The 17,767-nt window shown below is 43.5% G+C and carries 18 protein-coding genes; 10 read left to right on the top strand and 8 right to left on the bottom strand.

All coding sequences use genetic code 11. The annotated features are described in order from the left end of the window. Positions 1 to 6 precede the first annotated feature (6 nt). The 3 genes from L1070_RS14310 to L1070_RS14300 all read left to right on the top strand — a co-directional run bounded on the left by L1070_RS14310 (position 7) and on the right by L1070_RS14300 (position 3,976). Positions 7 to 1,212, top strand: a complete 1,206-nt coding sequence (locus L1070_RS14310) for an FtsX-like permease family protein (RefSeq protein WP_237126030.1) — start codon at positions 7 to 9, stop codon at positions 1,210 to 1,212. 63 nt (positions 1,213 to 1,275) lie between these two features. Further along, positions 1,276 to 2,616 (top strand): sigma-54 dependent transcriptional regulator, encoded by a 1,341-nt coding sequence (locus tag L1070_RS14305; RefSeq protein WP_237126029.1) that lies wholly within the window; start codon positions 1,276 to 1,278, stop codon positions 2,614 to 2,616. Position 2,617: 1 nt separating this feature from the next. Next, entirely contained in the window at positions 2,618 to 3,976 is a 1,359-nt protein-coding gene (locus L1070_RS14300; RefSeq protein ID WP_237126028.1) for an ATP-binding protein, read from the top strand. Here the strand turns inward: L1070_RS14300 and L1070_RS14295 are convergent, their stop codons facing one another. The 4 genes from L1070_RS14295 to L1070_RS14280 all read right to left on the bottom strand — a co-directional run bounded on the left by L1070_RS14295 (position 3,977) and on the right by L1070_RS14280 (position 6,160). Then, complete coding sequence (locus L1070_RS14295) at positions 3,977 to 4,462, bottom strand: GNAT family N-acetyltransferase (RefSeq protein WP_237126027.1); 486 nt, start codon at positions 4,460 to 4,462, stop codon at positions 3,977 to 3,979. A 33-nt stretch (positions 4,463 to 4,495) separates the two neighbouring features. Next, a complete protein-coding gene (locus L1070_RS14290) occupies positions 4,496 to 4,870 on the bottom strand; it encodes a hypothetical protein (protein WP_237126026.1) in 375 nt (124 codons plus the stop codon). A gap of 89 nt (positions 4,871 to 4,959) precedes the next feature. Continuing rightward, on the bottom strand, positions 4,960 to 5,598 hold the full coding sequence (locus tag L1070_RS14285) for a 2OG-Fe(II) oxygenase (protein WP_237126025.1): 639 nt from the start codon (positions 5,596 to 5,598) through the stop codon (positions 4,960 to 4,962). 70 nt (positions 5,599 to 5,668) lie between these two features. After that, positions 5,669 to 6,160, bottom strand: a complete 492-nt coding sequence (locus L1070_RS14280; protein ID WP_237126024.1) for a low molecular weight protein-tyrosine-phosphatase — start codon at positions 6,158 to 6,160, stop codon at positions 5,669 to 5,671. A 209-nt stretch (positions 6,161 to 6,369) separates the two neighbouring features. Here L1070_RS14280 and L1070_RS14275 point away from each other — a divergent pair, with 209 nt between their 5' ends. Continuing rightward, positions 6,370 to 6,549, top strand: a complete 180-nt coding sequence (locus L1070_RS14275; protein ID WP_070987689.1) for a hypothetical protein — start codon at positions 6,370 to 6,372, stop codon at positions 6,547 to 6,549. A 58-nt stretch (positions 6,550 to 6,607) separates the two neighbouring features. On the opposite strand, the gene L1070_RS14270 is transcribed toward L1070_RS14275, so the two are convergent. Next, positions 6,608 to 7,735, bottom strand: a complete 1,128-nt coding sequence (locus L1070_RS14270) for a hypothetical protein (protein ID WP_237126023.1) — start codon at positions 7,733 to 7,735, stop codon at positions 6,608 to 6,610. Between the two features lie 214 nt (positions 7,736 to 7,949). Here L1070_RS14270 and L1070_RS14265 point away from each other — a divergent pair, with 214 nt between their 5' ends. The 3 genes from L1070_RS14265 to L1070_RS14255 all read left to right on the top strand — a co-directional run bounded on the left by L1070_RS14265 (position 7,950) and on the right by L1070_RS14255 (position 11,938). After that, on the top strand, positions 7,950 to 8,645 hold the full coding sequence (locus L1070_RS14265; RefSeq protein WP_237126022.1) for a hypothetical protein: 696 nt from the start codon (positions 7,950 to 7,952) through the stop codon (positions 8,643 to 8,645). A 102-nt stretch (positions 8,646 to 8,747) separates the two neighbouring features. Further along, positions 8,748 to 9,659 carry a DUF4350 domain-containing protein gene (locus tag L1070_RS14260; protein WP_237126021.1) on the top strand — a complete coding sequence of 304 codons (912 nt, stop codon included), beginning with the start codon at positions 8,748 to 8,750 and terminating at the stop codon, positions 9,657 to 9,659. A gap of 242 nt (positions 9,660 to 9,901) precedes the next feature. Next, positions 9,902 to 11,938: a tetratricopeptide repeat protein gene (locus tag L1070_RS14255; RefSeq protein ID WP_237126020.1), complete on the top strand. Its 2,037-nt coding sequence runs from the start codon at positions 9,902 to 9,904 to the stop codon at positions 11,936 to 11,938. 84 nt (positions 11,939 to 12,022) lie between these two features. Here the strand turns inward: L1070_RS14255 and hmpA are convergent, their stop codons facing one another. From hmpA to L1070_RS14240, 3 genes are read right to left on the bottom strand one after another with little or no spacing between them, the layout of a single operon-like run. Continuing rightward, on the bottom strand, positions 12,023 to 13,186 hold the full coding sequence (gene hmpA, locus L1070_RS14250) for an NO-inducible flavohemoprotein (RefSeq protein WP_237126019.1): 1,164 nt from the start codon (positions 13,184 to 13,186) through the stop codon (positions 12,023 to 12,025). Positions 13,187 to 13,205: 19 nt separating this feature from the next. After that, positions 13,206 to 14,420, bottom strand: coding sequence for an NnrS family protein (locus L1070_RS14245; RefSeq protein ID WP_237126018.1), 1,215 nt, complete (start codon positions 14,418 to 14,420; stop codon positions 13,206 to 13,208). Beyond that, positions 14,420 to 14,644, bottom strand: coding sequence for a hypothetical protein (locus tag L1070_RS14240; RefSeq protein ID WP_237126017.1), 225 nt, complete (start codon positions 14,642 to 14,644; stop codon positions 14,420 to 14,422). The genes L1070_RS14245 and L1070_RS14240 overlap by 1 nt, the downstream gene beginning before the upstream one ends. 161 nt (positions 14,645 to 14,805) lie before the next feature. On the opposite strand from L1070_RS14240, the gene norR reads away from it, so the two are divergent. From norR to bfr (L1070_RS14225), 3 genes are all read left to right on the top strand, one after another. Next, positions 14,806 to 16,368 (top strand): nitric oxide reductase transcriptional regulator NorR, encoded by a 1,563-nt coding sequence (norR, locus tag L1070_RS14235; RefSeq protein WP_237126016.1) that lies wholly within the window; start codon positions 14,806 to 14,808, stop codon positions 16,366 to 16,368. Positions 16,369 to 16,615: 247 nt separating this feature from the next. Then, the gene (gene bfr, locus L1070_RS14230; RefSeq protein WP_070987847.1) at positions 16,616 to 17,086 is read left to right on the top strand and encodes a bacterioferritin; all 471 of its coding nucleotides are present in this window, start codon (positions 16,616 to 16,618) and stop codon (positions 17,084 to 17,086) included. Positions 17,087 to 17,089: 3 nt separating this feature from the next. After that, the gene (bfr, locus tag L1070_RS14225; protein ID WP_070987703.1) at positions 17,090 to 17,575 is read left to right on the top strand and encodes a bacterioferritin; all 486 of its coding nucleotides are present in this window, start codon (positions 17,090 to 17,092) and stop codon (positions 17,573 to 17,575) included. Positions 17,576 to 17,767: the final 192 nt, after the last annotated feature.

The following is a 17,767-nucleotide window of genomic DNA, read 5'->3' as shown; positions in this document are numbered from 1 at the left end:
GTATTTATGTCAGAACTAAAACCTATATTTAATGCCCTGCGTCGCTCCAAGGTTGGGGCCATACTGTTGCTGCTACAGATTGCGATTACAACAGCAATTGTGAGTAACTCCACATTTATTATCAAAGAGAAAATCGCTTATTTAGATCAACCAACGGGCTATTCAGAGCAGGATATTTTCAGTTTTGAAGTGATGTCATTTGGCAAAGACACCAACTTTAAATACCAAGCCGAGCTGGATGAGGCAACTTTACGGCAAATTCCAGGTGTGGTAGATGCAGTAATGATTAATTCTGTGCCCCTTAGTGGTGGCGGATACTCAACCACTTTTCGCTTGCGCCCCACAGGGGAAACGAGCCAAGAGGAGAACGCCTCTGTGTTTGAAGGAGATGAGCACCTCCTAAATACCTTTGGCGTAGAAATACTAGAGGGGAGAAACTTTCACGAGTCAGAGGTCATGGTGACGGATAACTACGACCAGTACCCAAATATTGCATTGCTCACAAAAGCTATGGCCGATACGTTATTTCCTGATGGAGATGCGCTTGGTAAAACAATTTATAGAGGTGATTTCCCAGTTAAAATTATTGGTATTACTGGCATGATGAAAGGCCCTTGGTTAAACGCAGAAAGAAAAGACCGTTCGGTGATTGTACCGTTTGCAAAAGCGGAAAAACGCAATCTTTTTATGGTGCGTACTGAACCTGGCAGACGTGCAGAAGTCACGCAGCAAATTGAAGCACTAATGCTTAAGCTTGATAGCAAGCGTGTAATAGAGAACATCGAAGGACTTGAACTAGTAAAAGACGGCTTTGTTGCGTCTGACAAGCTAACAATGCGGATGTTGCTGGTCATGATTGTGGTGCTGACGTTGATCACCGCGTTGGGTATCTTCGGATTAACCATGTTCAATATCAATAAACGCACCAAACAGGTGGGCACTCGGCGGGCGCTTGGCGCGCGTAAATCGCATATTATTAACTACTTCTTGATAGAAAGCGTGATGATATGTATCGGTGGCTTGGTATTGGGCACCGTGCTGGCTATTTTACTGGGGCAGCAGCTCATGCACCATTACTCTATTGCTAAGCTACCCTTGTTATATGTTGGTTTTACCGCTGTTGGAGTGTTGCTCATAAGTGTGTGTTCGGTCATCGGCCCAGCACAACGTGCTGCAAATATTTCACCTAGCGTAGCAACAAGAACCATCTAACTGATTTTCAACCACTTGTGCTACACTGCCTTTGGTGTAGCACATTGAAGTATAAATAATAATATGGAAAAAATACTCATCGTTGACGATAACGTTGCCATTTTGGAGGCGTTGTCATTATTGCTGGAAATTCACGGCTACAGTGTAGTGCTTGCGCAAACGCCTTTTGAAGCAGAACAGATTGTGCGCTATCAGCAAGTCAGCTTGGTTTTGCAAGATATGAACTTTTCCAGTGATACAACTTCCGGTGAAGAAGGTAAAACGCTGTTTTATCGTCTTAGAGAAATCAATCCGCATTTACCCATCATCTTAATTACCGCATGGACCGAACTGGAAACCGCTATTGAGTTGGTTAAGGCGGGCGCTGCTGATTATGTTGGTAAACCTTGGGATGATCAAAAGCTACTGACCAGCATTGGTAATTTAATTGAGCTGGGTAAAACGCGTCAAAGTAACGCGAAATTTGAACGCCAAAAACAAGAGCGTAGCGACTCGAAGCAAGGTGCCAACTTAGTGGGGCTGGTATACGAAAGCACCGCTATGGAGCGCATTGTTGATATGGCGTTACAGCTGGCAAAGTCCGATGTGTCTGTGCTGATAACGGGCCCCAATGGCAGTGGTAAAGAGCGTATTGCTGAGATAGTCGTTGCCAATTCGCACCTAAAAGATAAGCCCTTTATTAAAGTGAACGCAGGTGCGCTGCCTCACGACCTCATCGAGGCTGAGTTATTTGGCGCGGAGGCGGGTGCATATACTGGGGCGAACAAACAACGTATGGGTCGCTTTGAAGCCGCCGATGGTGGTACGTTATTTCTTGATGAGATTGGTAATCTGCCGCTGTCGGGTCAAATGAAATTGTTACGCGTGCTACAAACTGGTGAATTTGAACGCTTGGGATCAGTACAAACTCGCAAAGTTAATGTGCGGGTTATTTCCGCGACGAATGCTAACTTAATGCAGGATATTCAAGCTGGACGGTTTCGCGAAGATCTCTATTATCGGCTCAATGTGATTGAATTAAAACTGCCTCCTTTAGCACAGCGTCCAGACGATATCATTCCTTTGGTAAAGCACTTTTTACCAAAGCGAAGCGTGTCACTTTCAGCGCAACGCGCGTTGCAGGCATATAGTTGGCCAGGTAACGTACGAGAGCTTGAAAATGCTTGTAAACGGGCAGGTGTACTCAAGCGCGAAGGTGAGTTGAGTGAGCAGGATTTTGTACTCGAATCTTTGCTTGAGTCATCTGTTGGAAGTACTGTGAAAGCCAAGTGTGAGCCTTCTAAAGCTGAGTTGCAAAGCGCTATGCATACCCATCATGGCGTGATAGCTAAAGTTGCGCGCCATTTTGGTCTCACGAGGCAAGCCCTTTACCGACGTCTGCAAAAATTTGGTATCGAGTATTAGTATGCAAGCACAAAAGCCGTGGTTATCTCTAATTAATAAAATAAAGCTCATTGTAATGGTGGTTATCACGATATGTTTGTTGGCAGTTTTTATTGCTGTACAAGTGCCTTGGGGACTGGGGATTGTGATCTGGCTGGCTGCTATAACACTTGCTACTTTTATGGTCTCTGTTAGCTTTGCAACGCTTGAGCAAGGTTTAGATGCGCTGGAGCTTGGCTTACAAAATTTCAAAGATGGTGAGTTTGCTAACCAATTGACATACCACCGTGCAGATCAGTTAGGCTGGTTATGTACATTGTACAATCAAACTGCGGAGCAACTACGAAGAGAAAAGCAGTGGATCCATCAAAGGGAATTGATGCTTGATAAGGTGCTGGAAAGCTCTCCTCAGGCATTGTTACTGATTAACAGTAATGGTGTGGTAGTTTTTAGTAACCTTAGCGCCCGTGATTTGGTTATGTCGAACACACGTATCGAGGGGTTGCATCTAAATCAAGCGCTAGAGCATGCTCCAGCAGAATTACAGCAAGCGATTGGGTCTGCTCAAGATGGTTTGTTTAACATCCTCAATACTTCAGAAGAAGTACAAACGTGGCATCTGTCAACGGGTCAGTTTTTGCTGAACAATCAGCACCATAAACTCTTTATATTGAAGCAGCTTACTCGTGAGTTAAACCGTCAGGAAGTGGCGGTTTGGAAAAAAGTAATCAGAATTATTAGCCATGAGCTGAACAACTCGCTAGGCCCCATGTCGTCAATGTTACACAGCGGTAAAATATTGTCACAGGGCTTGGATGAGCCAAGGTTACAACGCGTGTTTGCCACCATTGAAGAGCGTATTAAACATTTAACTGCGTTTGTACAAGGATACGGTAAGTTCGCAAAGTTACCGCCGCCCAAACTCGAATTGATAGACTGGCAAAGCTTGATCAATGAGCTTGCTCAACAGTGGCAGTTTGTTGCGCCGAATAGCTTGCCTTCAAGCGCTTGTTACGCCGACAACATGCAGCTTCAGCAGCTGCTCATTAATCTGCTTAAAAACGCACATGAGTCAGGCTCTTGTGCCGATAAAATACGCTTAACAATTGAGACACAGGGGCAAGGAGTTATTGTAAGTGTTACTGATGGCGGACAAGGTATGAGTGAGCAAGTCATGGCCAATGCGTTGGTCCCCTTTTATTCAACCAAAGCCACAGGCAGTGGTCTTGGTTTGGCTTTGTGTCGAGAAATCGTAGAGGCGCATCACGGCTATTTAAGTTTGCACAATATTTATCAGCAAACCGAGGTGGTAGGGCTTCAGGTGAAGATATTTTTACCTTGTTCTGATTTACCAACTCAGCAATGTGATAGTCAAGTTTAGTTACTCATCCAACAGTTTATGCATGATAAAACTATCGATATAGCCTAGCTGTGGATGTTTATACGCTTTGGGAATGGTGCCGATAATGTCATAACCCAGCTTTTTCCAAAGTCGAATGGCTCCCTCGTTTGAGCTAACCACGCTGTTAAACTGCATGGCCTTAAACCCCAAAGATTGAGCGACTCGCTGTGAGTGCTCACAAAGCTTTTGCGCGATTCCTTGCCCACGGGCGGCTTCACTGACCATGTAACCACAGTTGCAAATATGACTGCTAGGGCCCATTGCATTGGCTTTGAGGTAATAAGTGCCTAAGATTGCTCCGTTCGCTTTGAAAGCAAACGCTTTGAGCGGGGTTTCACACCACAGGTGGTACGCCTGTTCCAACGTCATGTCGGGGTCAAATGCATAAGTTTGCTGTGCTTTTATGATGGACTCAAAGGTTGGCCAAAATAAAACAAAATCTTGTTTTGTTATTTCTGTGATCATGCATTTACCTCGTTACTGCTTAATTGTTTGTTATTACTCTATGCGTTCTATTTCCGTAAGGTTGCTTTGTGCTTTTTCTTCGCTGGTTTTACTGGCTTTATTTTGTTCTGCATTACGACTTTGAGCGTTGCAGTTTTTATTTTTCTCTTGCCAATATACGGCATTTTGAACCAGTACGATGCTGCCCGAAATAACTAAGCTTGCAGCGCTTACTAAGCCCTCAGCTGCGAGCCATCCTCCACATGCTGAGCCGCTGCAACTTGTTAAGAGTGAAGCCCTTTCGCTATCCAATACTGCCTTTTTTGCGTATGTTTGACAACGTTCATCAAAATAGGAGACCTCTTTGGGGTGAAATATACAGCCAGAGGTTAATGTTAGTATCGCTGCCCACAAAAATACTTGCTTCATGTTATATGCCATCCTTGTTTTACCAAGGCACATAATATGAATGTTCGGTAAGATGTGAAGTAAAAAAGTGTAGCTATTTCAAAAATACATTACTGAGGGGGGTCGATGTTGCCTGCAACACTTGTGTTAACCCTAAACCAACCTGCAATAGAGTAACGTGCCTTTTTAGCGGGTAATACCTCGTGTGGAAACTCGTCGCTCAAAAAGGTAACCAAAGTACCGTAACTAGGTGGCACGATAAGTAATACTTGCTCACTATCATTTGGATCGTATATTGCCAATTCGCCACCATCGCCTTCCTGCCAATCTGGGTTTAGATACAATACGGTTGAAAGAATGCGGTTGGCTTCGCCTTTAAACGCGTCTAGGTGTTTTTTATAAAATGCACCTGGTTCATAATGAGCAAAATGACATTCGTAGCTAAACAGACCCAAAAACAAGCGGCGATTCAAGTAGACTTTTAAATCCTGCATATAGGTTAAAAATAGCGCTTCATTGGGGTCGCTCGCTTCTAACCAGTGGATCTTGTCACGGCGAACTTGCTCATTTTTCATGTGATCTTCTTGGCGGCCAATACCTGCTTTATGAAAATCTTGTTGGGATAAAATATCGAGCCTTTCGCTCAAGGCCAAAAGGGCGGGTTCTTGTAAATCTAAACTTTGAATACTGACACCATGAACTTGTAAGTCCAGCGCAATTTGTTCAAATAAATTGGTCGATGTTGCCAAAGGGGTAGCTCTCAAAAATGGGGCGATATATTTACCACAAGCCCCCCTTTTAGGCGAGAAAAATAATCAGCTATTTGGGATTTTTTTGCAGTTCAATGATCAGCCTGTCACATGCGTCTTCAATGAGATCTAATACTGTTTCAAAGCCATCGCCGTTACCATAATACGGGTCGGGGATCTCGTCATATTCTCCAGCAGAAAAGTTCATAAATAACATAACCTTATGCTGATGTTGAATAGGGCACAGCGCCATCAAATCAGCAAGGTTGGCTTTATCCGCAGCTAGAATCAGGTCAAAGTCGACGAAGTCTTGGGGTTTGACTTGTCTGGCGGTCATGCCTTTAAAGTTATACCCGCGTTTTTGCCCAGCAGCAGCACTACGTTTGTCAGGTGGGTTGCCTTGATGATAGGCAATAGTGCCAGCGGAATCCACGACTATGTCTAGTTGTGCTGCTTCGAGCTTGTGTTTGAGTACGGCCTCACCTGTTGGGGAGCGGCAAATATTACCCATACAAACCACCAGTATTTTCTTTACAGACTCTGGTAAACCGAGTGTATTCATCAATGATGCCCCTTGTCGTGCAAACCAATCATTTTTAGCAATTTAACATACTCAAATAACAAATACATAACCGCGTCAGCTATTAAGAGGCGGTACACAGGTATTAACCCTTTTGACAACTGCAAGTTATACCGGGCTAATTTGTGAGCGTTTGGCTTTAAGATTAGGTGTCTACAATTTTGCAGACTTTTTTAATAAGGAAATCAATCATGAAGTTAAAACTTAACAAAAAGAAAATCAAAAACCTATCGAACGACGCACATAAGCTGCAGCAAGATATGACCCCGCAGGTTGCAGGTGGCATTTACTACAGCCGTGCAGGCCAGTTTGGTTGTGGTAGTTGGATGTTCTGTGAGCTGCCCACGGAGGATAAAAACAATAAGATGTAGGATATCGGCTGGCGGTAAGTCAGCCACAATCGAGTGATTTATTGCCCAGTCATTAAGACTAAAGAGTTTGCCAGCGGCCTTCGCTTTGTAGGTTACGAATAAATGCGTGTTCAACCATACACTTACTGGTATCTATACTCGTTACTAGGTTTTCCAGAGCAAGGGCTAGCTGATGGTTTTGAGCATACTTAGCGCTGATCAGCGCTGAGAATGCCAGCTCACACTGTACACTTATATCTTCTATACGAGATAAAGTATCTAGGGTATTGCTGCTCAATTTATTATGTTTGATATCAAGCAACACATGTTTTAGCAATTCAGCGTCTTGCTCAACCTTGGCCAATTTAAGTGCCTGTTCGATATAATTTAAATGAGTGGCGGCGCTTTCTTTAGATAATAAAACATGACTCAGAGCTAAATCAGCTAGGTAAACACAGCTTTCAACGTCTTTATAGGACTCGCTCAACGCCTCTTGCAACGTATCGCGGCGTTGATACCACTCATAGGGTGTAACGCTAGTATTAATTTGGGGAAATAAGGCGGTCACTTTAGCCAATGCGTTGGCTGAGTAAATCCCCGCACAGGTGTATTCAGTACCTGTATTGTACACTTTCTTATGCCATTTGATGGACTCTTGTATATTCACACTTAACCCATGGGCACCCGTAAAGCTATTACCTGCCATAATATTCATACAGCCAGAGTGACCATCTTCAGCGCATTGCTGCCAATACTTGTAGGCCAAATCAGGATACTTCAATAGGTGCAATGCAGTATGGCCGCCGGTGTACGCTAAGTGTTTGTTAACGTTATAAGAGCCTGAGCGCAAAACAAAGTCGATATCTTTAATCGCAAGTTCTGCTTGTGCGATATCAACACTTATGTTGCTAAGTAGGCGCTTTAAATTCACGCCGTACAAGCTCAACGCACGCGTGGCGCGATATTGAATGGTTTCTAACTCTGAGAGCTCGGTACTATCGAGGTGCGCCGAAATACGATCTATCGCTTGTTCTGACTTTTCAATATCGAGTGTTTCTTTGTCATACTTTTGGACCAAGTGTGTCCACAAGTACTGCTGTGCTATCTTAGCGTCAACGAATGTGTCTTGTGCTTGGGCATTGCCCCAAAGTGCTGGTATCAGGTAGCAAGCAAATAAACAGCCGAAAAGCGACTTGAAGTTGATCATGTAATGTATCTTTTTATATTTTTTTGTTCTATTTTGAGCGGGGGAGGGATTATAGAGTGTGTACTCAGTTATGGCAATAAAATAGGTGCACAGAGATGAGCCCGCACTCAGCATATCATCACAGCACTCAATACTCGCTATTGACTTTAAGAGATAATATCGTCAATTTTGGACCTTTATTAGGTTAGTTTTTCTAAGCAGGGTAGCGTATTTAATGGTGTTACAAACCATCGACTTAACTCAATCTAGGCACTGGCTAAGCGATTCGCAAAGAGTGGCGATTCAACAAGTGATAAAGGCCAGCTTTTCCAATATCGATCCCGATGAGTATCTGGCGAAGTATTTTGACGCTACTAAACCTTTTGAGCGCAAATTAAGACTGTATTACGGGGATGGTAAATTGGTGGGCTATTGTTTACTCACATTTACCAATGAACCTAAAGCGACAGTGATCAGAGCGTCAGCGGCGTTTTTACCCGAATATCGCAAAGGGGGAAATACATTTGCATTTTCAATAAAGCATAGTGTTTTTTGTTGGTTGAAAAGGCCATGGCGAAAGCACTTTTATGCCGATACTATGCTTAGCCCTGCGATGTATCGTGCGATAGCCAGTAAAACAGCCACAATTTGGCCGCACTTTGCATACCAAGCGCCAACAGGCATATTTGAGCAGTTTAACGCCAAAGGTGAGGTGAGTGGCAGCAACTCGCTACGCTGTTTGGTGCCAGTCAACAGAACAAGTAACTATTCACTACAGGAGTTAGACACGCTGAAAAATAGCGATAAAGCAGAGATAAAATACTACTGCCAAGTCAATCCTGAGTTTGCTAAGGGCACAGCGCTGTTTGTGATCATTCCAATTAACTTGGCTCAGGTGCTTAAAACCTTGTGGAAAAATTTGCTTAACTAAGGCGCACATAAAAAGGTGCTTACAAAAATATACACAAAATCGATATTCGCCCCCAGTGCGATAGTCTAAGGTGGTGTTCTTGCAAACTAAAAGGAGCTTAACGTGGCGATATTTAGATGGTTACTGTTTAGTGTAATGATAATTAGCCTAGCGGGCTGCGCAAAGAATGATGGCTCACCTCAGCAAGCTGATCCTGATTTTATTCCCCAAAATACAACGGCCACTTTTAGCACCGAACAAAGCCCCGTGGTGGTGTTAGACGAAGCACACTATAACTTTCATACCGCAATTGGGCGTTACAAGCCATTTGCTCAAGTTTTGAAAAGCGATGGTTACACTTTAAAGCGGGGTAAAAAAGCCTTTACCTCTGATAATCTTGCAGGTGTTGATGTGTTGGTTATTGCCAACGCCTTGCACAAGGATAATAGCCGTAATTGGGACGGCCCTTATCACAGCGCCTTAACGCAAGCAGAAGTCGACACGTTAAAACAATGGGTGACACAAGGTGGTGCGTTATTATTAATTGCCGACCATATACCATTTCCCAAAGCGATTGCGCCGTTGGCTGGAGCATTTGGCTTTGAATTTGTGAACGGCCATGTTCAAGAAGTAACCTACAGTATTGAAAATAACCTGTTGCAGCCTCATAGAATTGTTACTGGGAACAAGCAAAGTGAGCGAGTCAGTAAGGTAAGAACACTCGGAGGCGATGCGTTTAAAGCCCCAGAGAATGCTATATCGATACTGCAACTTCCAACTGGAGCCACGGCATTAGTGCCTGATAAACCTTTCGCCATCAACCAAGATACCAAAAAACAGGCGATAGGCGGCTGGTCTCAAGGGGCGGTGCTTGAAATCGGCCAAGGCCGTGTTGCGGTATTTGCCGAAGCCGCCATGTTTACCTCGCAGGTGTATTTACCAACGGGGCAAAAAATCGGTTTTACCTCAGTGGATGCCGAACAAAATGAGCAATTCTTATTAAACGTGATGCACTGGCTATCTGGTGCTCTTTAGCTTTTAACAACAAATTCTTTCTCTAGGCTGATGCTTTTGCTTATCAGCCTCTTGTCAATTCGGCCCAAAGTGGCCAGCGACTATCACTAGAACGTATCAATGCTGGCAAGTCATAACAGCAGTATTAAAGCCTGCTAAATATGACAGTTGTCAAGGCCCTTTACATACAAGATAATGACGCGTTAAATTTACCGAGTTTGTCACCTGTTTTCTCAATAAAGCTGATTAGATAAGGATCATTAATGCGTATTTGCTTTTTGTTTGCCTGTTTATTGTTGTTGTCGTTACCAAAAAGCAGTTTTGCCAACGCGCCTACTGAACAAGAAATTAGTTCGATCAGAGGGCAGCTTATTGCCATAAACATACAACTTGCCCGCTTAGATGAGCGACTTAAACAACAACAAATACAAGGGCGTGATGTTAAAGCGTTACAAGCAACGCAACAGGCTTTGAGCTCTCAGCTAGCAGGCTTAACCGAGAAACTTAATCTGCAAACGCATGGCGATGACATCAAGGCACTACAAGCCACAGAAAAATCACTCAATACCCAGCTAACTAAACTAAACACCCAATTAGTCGGAAAAGAAATCAACCATGATATTCGTATTAATGGTGTTGAAAAAAGAATGTCTGACTTGATAGGTACGACCGACCTGTGGCTAACCATCTTGAGTATCGTGATCACGGTGATCACTGTTGTCGCCGCATTGGGTGGCTATTTGATCTACAGACAAAGTAAGGGTGAAGCGACAAGAATTGCACATGAACAGATGAGGAAGTTTCTTGATGAGAATAAAGATGAGCTCATTGGAAATGCTAAAACAGAGCTAGATCAAAAGCTAACAGAAGCTCACTCATCCGTTGAAGAATTGAAGAAGTATATTGAAGATGCCCATGGAATAGTACGCAAAAAGCAAAGAGAGTTTGAAGAAGCGGCACAAAGTGCGAAAGAATCTTTTAGTGAAGAAACCATGCAAGGCGCTCAAGCAAATGGCGAAAAAACGGAGCCAAAGCTGGAATCGCAGGTTACTCCAAAAAATAGTATTAGAAAAACTGACTTGGCACATGCCTCAGTTAATGAGCTTTATGAAGTTGCTACAACTTGCTACGAACAAAAAGATTATAGTGGCGCATTAGACCTACTAGAGCAGCTGTTCAACAAAGCTCAAGAGCAAGGTATAGATGATGTTGTCTTAGCTAAGGCTCAATTTTACAAGGCTTTATTATTTTCAAAGCTTGCAGAAGGTAATGTAATCGATAGCCAAGAGATCGATGCGTACAATGAGCTGATTGAGCGCTTTAAAGATTCGGACCAAGAACAAATAAAAGTAATAGTTGCCAAGGCAATGCTTAATAAAGGCATAGCACTACGACTGCAAGGTAACGTCGAGGAAGCGCTTGCGAGTTATAACATGTTGATTTCGCATTTTATGGAGTCTATATCCGAAAGCATCCATGTACTCGTTGCCAAATCTATGTTCAATATTGGCATGGTGTATGTTGATAGAGCTGAATACAAAAAGGCGCTAAAAGCTTTCGGTGACTTAGTGACGAAGTTTAAGGAAATGAATAACCCCGAAGTTCAATTAAGGGTTGCCAGAGCCATGTTAAACAAAGGTGTTACATATGGGAAACTTAACGATTTAGATCTCGAAGTCGATACATATGATGAGCTGATTGAGTTGTATCTTGGTTGTGGTATTGAAGAAGTACAGCTACAGGTTGCAAAAGCAATGATAAACAAAGGACTTGTGTTTGGTAAGCGCGGAAAACTTGAAGACGAAATCGCTGTTTACGATAAGATAATTGAACATTATCAGAATTCAGCTGATGAAGAAGTGCAAGTACGTGTTGCCAAAGCCTTGTTAAATAAGGCGGTTACTCACGGTAATCTGGATAGGCCAGAAATTGAGATAAACACGTATGATAAGCTTATTGCACTTTTCCTAAACTCATCTATTGATGAGGTAAAATCGCAAGTTGTGAAAGCGATGATAAATAAAGGGATTACGTTGGGCAAGCTTGGAAAACCACTATCTGAGATAGATAGTTATACCAAATTGATCGCTCACTTTGGACATTCTCGCAATGAAGAGGTGTTAGCTCGTGTTGCTAAGGCTATGTTATATAAAGCAATAACTCAATCCGAGCTGGATGAAACTGCGGACGCGATTGCAACATATAATGTGCTCATTGATAGGTTCCAACACTCAGATAATGATGATATTAAGGAATTTGTGGTGCGTGCACGGAACAATAAAAATATATTGTTAGAATAATAATTGCTTGGGTTCGCTGTTTTATTAAAACGAGTGACTACACAAGTCACCCGTTTTAATGGTGTTGTTCAAGCTAAAGAATGCTCACAATGCCTCATGGGGCCCAAACACTTCATACAAAATCCGCTCTGGCGCGACGCCCAGCGCCAATAGCTGCTGCTTTATCGCGGCCATAAACGCGGTGGGACCACATAGATAAAACTCACCTTCTGCCAACGGTAGTGGCAAAGCGCTACGCTGTAACTCGATTCGACCGGTTTTATCACCGCTATCGCTGTGCTCATACCAAACTTCTTTGCAAAGGTTTGAATGTTGCGCCGCTAGTTGCTCAATAGGGTGTTTAAAGCTGTGTTGAGACTCATCCACACAGGCATGAATAAATGCGAGTTGGGCACAGCTTTCAATGGCTAAAGCCTGTTCTAACATCGCCATCATGGGAGTGATGCCTACGCCTGCGCTAATAAATACTTTGTCATTAGCGGTTGCTTTTAGCACAAAATCCCCAGCGGGTGGGTAGAGGGTAACGGTATCGCCAACGTGCAACTGGTGGAGGTGAGTTGAGACCAACCCTTCACGTTTTACACTGATACGATAATGATCGTGTTTGGGCGCTTGCGACAGTGAATATTGGCGAATTTGTGTGTTTTCGCTTGCTGCTGGGTTAACACTGATGGCGATAAACTGGCCTGCCTGATAACGGGTGATAGCGCGGCCATCGCAAGGTTTTAGATAAAAGCTCATTACATTTTCTGACTCTTGTACAAGCTCAGCAATCACAAACTCTCGGCCATCTCGCCAACCCCCTGGTTGCTGTTCAACGGTGCGATATAGGCCTTCTTCTTGGGTGATAAACAAATCCGCTAAAAAGCCATAGGCTTCACGCCATGCTTGCTCGATGTCTGGGGTAAATTGCTCAGGTGCCAGCTCTTTTAGGGTTTCGATCAGGTGATGCCCTACTATGTCATAATGCTTAGCTTGGATATTTAAACTCACATGTTTGTGATTGATACGCCCGATGGCCTGCTCTAAAACCTGTGGGTTATCAATATGGGTTGCATAGGCGGCGATGGCGTTAAACAAAGCAAACTGCTGCTTACCAGTGTGCTGATTGGTCATATTGAAAATGTTTTTAAATTCTGGGTTGTGCGTAAACATACGCTGATAAAAATGTGCGGTCACGGCAGTGCCTGCACCACTTAACAAAGGAATGGTGCTTTTGACCAAAGAAATCGTACGCTCAGATAACATATAAACTCCAAATAAAAAATTAACCACGACGACCGTCTACACGCTTTTGCGTGAGCACGGTAAAGTAGTAACGAACAAATAAAGCAAAACCAACACACCAAAGCGCGGCGCTGTATAACCAAGCATGATGTGGGTTGATGAGATAGGGTAAAAACGCTCGACATATCGCCGCCAATGCAATCATTAAAAAGGCCGCGTTAACCGTGGCATTGACCTGTAAGGGTCTACCGGTGTGACCCAACGATACGCGGGCCATCATGGCGATAATGAGTAGGCCAATACCACCGAGGGTGATCAAATGTAATGCATCGGCAAAGGCGATAACGGGGCTAAAAAAGTGACTTGCTAGCAACAATAGGCCTACGGCACCAAAGGCATAACCAAGGTGTAATGACCAAAGCAGTGAAACGGCCAGAACCTTACGGTTAAACCACAGTACACTGCGAGTTAGATGCAACAAGGCTGCAAGTGCCAGTAAGTAACCGGGATTAAGCGGCAGCCTAAATACTTCACTGAGTACAAACCCGGTGACACCAAAGATGCTTACCCAAAGCAGTATTCGGTCAAGTTTAGGCGTGCGTATTTGTGTATCCAGCGCTAGCCCTCGGGCGGTAAAAAATGGGATCACGCGACCCCCAATGATGCCAATCAGCAGCATAAACATCAAAACTGCCACTTGTGTGAACGAGCGTGCTAACACAAAATCACCTCGTTCAATTATCAGTAAAAACAGTGCATTAAAAATGCAAAGGACGGATAGAATGACAATAAATATATAGTTGTTCTTAGATTTAGCGCGTAGCAACATGGTGCTTAAAAAAGCAATCGCGGTTAGCCAAAAAGTCAGCTGGCCAATTAACACCAACCACACAAGATTAGGATGTACAAAGAACACATAGCGGGTAAGGCACCAAATTGCGACCAATAGGCCAAGTTTGAAACCACTCACACTTGGCACGTTGGTCCAGTTTTGCGCCGCCGTGAGCAGAAAACCGCTCGCGACGGCCCCTGAAAAAGCAAAGATCATTTCATGTGCATGCCAAAGTGTGGCGGGAACTTGGGCGCGCCAGCTTAGCTCTCCTGCTAAGACGCCAGCCCAAAGTGCAACGCTTAAGATTGCCCAAATAGCGGCGCATAAAAACATAGGCCTGAATGCCAGCATAAAGAAAGGCCAATATTGAATTTGATACCACTTATATTCGGCTATTGGCTCAAGCAAATTGATGGGGCGCATTACTTCACCTCCATGCCTAATTGATACTGACAAACACAGCGCACTACATAGCTGAGTTTAAACAGGGCAGCGATAACAATACTCGAAATATGCAGCGCAACCTGTGTTGGTAACGCGAAATATGAAGCCAAAGGGTAACTGGCCAGTACGCTGGCGCTAAAGCACAGCGCCAGTAATACCAGAGTGACATTAGCGGCTTTGAGTAAAATGGTGGCATCTAGCATGAGCAATCACTTCTAGAGATAAACAGTGCTTTGCTATAGCAGACTCTGTGCCAAAATATAATTTCTTATAATTCAATTGGTTGTCGTTTTTGTGATTGAGGTGTGAGTCAAATTGACATATATTTATTTGTATCTAAATAAACTAAGTGGGTCATTTTGACATGAACGCGCAGTCTCTTTCTCAATTACTCACGCTAAGCGTGGCTTTGACCCGTGCACAGTCCTCGGATACGTCCCATTCAGTGACAGGGTTTTATAATGCACTGATCCAAGCGGTTAAAGCATGTATCAATGCCGATGCGGTCGCTTTACTGCTCAATCAAAACGGGACTTTGACCCCTGTTGCACTGGAAGGGTTAACACGGGATACCTTTGGCCGTCGTTTTGAACTGAATGCTCATCCACGGCTTGCGGCCATCAGTAAAGCGCGAGGTCCGATAAGGTTTGATGAACACAGTGATTTGCCAGATCCCTATGATGGTTTACTGTTGGCAACCGATGGTGATATGCCAGTACATTCTTGCATGGGTATGGCGTTGTTTGACGAACAACAGCTATTAGGCGTGTTAACCTTTGACAGTTTAACAATTGGCCGCTTTACCAGATTTAGTGACTCTTTTTTGCAGCATATTAACGACATCGTGAATGAGCAGCTCAAATGTGCGCTATACAATGAGCAACTGCTTAGGAAAGCGCAACATGGCAATGCGTTGATGAGTGCTTTAAATCAGGCTGCCCACGATATGGTGGGGCAAAGCGCGCCAATGCAAGGACTTAAAAATGACGTGCAGCTTGTAGCCAGCTCAGACTTTACCGTTTTGATTTTAGGCGAAACGGGCACAGGTAAAGAGTTGGTGGCACGTAATATTCACAAGTCTTCACAACGAGCGGAGCAGGCTTTTGTGCAGGTTAATTGTGCTTCGTTGCCAGAAAGTCTGGCTGAAAGTGAATTTTTTGGTCATCGTAAAGGCGCGTTTACTGGTGCTGATAAACACCGAGAAGGTAAGTTTCTACTGGCTGACGGTGGCACTATTTTTCTTGATGAGATTGGTGAGTTACCGCTTAGTATTCAGAGTAAGTTATTGAGAGTGCTACAAAGCGGCGAAATTCAACCGGTAGGGGCGGATCAAACACAGCAAGTTAATGTACGCGTGATCGCAGCCACCAATCGTGACCTTAAACAGGAAGTTGCTCAGGGCCGATTCCGCGCCGACTTATACCACCGTTTAAGTGTTTATCCCATTAGTGTTCCGCCACTTAGAGCCAGACGTGAAGATATTCCGCTGCTGGCGGGCTTTTTTATCGAACAAGTAAGAAAAAAGCTTGGAATCAAGCAACTTACCATGCACAACCAGTTGTCAAAGCTGTTAATGAACTACGACTGGCCGGGCAATATACGAGAGCTTGAACATGTTATAAGCCGCAGCGCGCTCAAAGCCAAGCAGGCACAGTGGCCCACACAGATCATCAGTATTGAACCTTCGCACTGTGAATTACAAGCTCGAGATATGATGGGTGGAGCGCACGTCATTGAAGAGCCAGTAAGTATTGATATTGAGCCTTTAAAACAGGCGGTAGATGAGTTCCAGAGTAAGCGGATCATTCAAGCACTTGAAGTGAACAATCTAAACTGGTCAGCGACGGCCAGAGCTTTACAGGTAGATAGGGCCAACTTAGTGCGTTTGGCTAAACGCCTAAATATTCAGGTTAAAAAACATTTGTGAGTTGGGCGAGCAATGAGTTTGGGCGGGTAGGTATAGTTGCATTGAGCCGCTCTAAACTAGTTTTAAATCTACGAAAAAAGCATTGCAATTACAACTACGATTAGCAATGTGAATCACTCTCAATAATGTTATAAGTCATTTATTTTAAAAGAATATATTAAATGTCTGCTTAGTGCTAATCAGTCTTGCGTTGTGCTTATTTTGAACTAGGGTTATGGAGCGTGTGTTTGTATTTTTAGGGGGCCCCATGCAGGGTAACAAGCAAGTTTTAAACGTATTAAACCGAATACTGACGTTAGAGCTCACCTCAATAAACCAATATTTTTTGCATGCCCGCATGTATAAAAACTGGGGCTTAGAGGAGCTAAACGAAAAAGCCTACAAAAAGTCTATCAAAGACATGAAACAAGCCGACGACTTGATTGAGCGTATTTTGTTTTTAGAAGGACTACCCAATTTACAACATCTTGAAAAGCTGCGTATTGGTGAGCAAACAGAAGAAATGCTTAGCTGTGACCTTGCGTTTGAGATGGAGCAAATTCCTGAGCTGAAGTCAGCCATTGCTTTGTGTGAGCAAGAACATGATTATGTGAGCCGAGAGCTACTAGAAGATATTCTTGAGTATGAAGAAGAATACGTAGACTGGATAGAAGCGCAGCAATACCTGATCAAACACACTGGCATTGAAAATTATCTGCAATCACAGATTGAGGAGTAGAGTATGCAAGGTAGTAAAAAGATTATCGACTTGCTCAACAAGCAGCTGACCCTTGAACTGACTTCAATGGACCAGTACTTAGCGCATTCAAAAATGTATGAAGATTGGGGCATAGGTAAGTTGGGCCATAAATTGGCGCATGAATATGACGAAGAGCTCGATCATGCAAAACACATTATAGAGCGTATTTTGTTTTTAGAAGGCACACCAGATACCGCAAGCAGGCAGCCAATTCATGTTGGTGACAACGTGCAGCAAATGCTAGAAAACGACTTAGCAGCTGAAATGACGGTTGCGGCAAGTTTAAAAAGTATCATCGCGGAGTGTGAAAAAGAAAAAGACTATGTCACCCGTGAGATACTTGAAAAGCTGTTAGATGATACCGAAATGGACCATATTTACTGGCTTGAGCAACATTTAGGTCTTATCAAACTGGTTGGTCTGCCCAATTATATCCAAAGTCAAATGGGCGGAGGCTCTCCGGATTAACGCGTAAATGTAACAAGTACCTTTGTATGGTGTGTGCACCATACCGATTTAAAAGCAGCCAACAACGGCTGCTTTTTTTTGCAAAGTGTATGGCCTTAAATTAATCGCCCTTTTTTTGTTAAAAATAAGTTAGGATAAAAACACTTAAACGTGAGCTATCTCCATTAATCAATATTCACTTATCGCAAAGGA

It is taken from the genome of Pseudoalteromonas sp. MMG022 (genome assembly GCF_021654245.1).
Classification (GTDB): Bacteria; Pseudomonadota; Gammaproteobacteria; order Enterobacterales; family Alteromonadaceae; genus Pseudoalteromonas; species Pseudoalteromonas amylolytica.
Note: the sequence above shows the minus strand (reverse complement) of the source record. Positions and strands in the feature narration are given on the sequence as shown.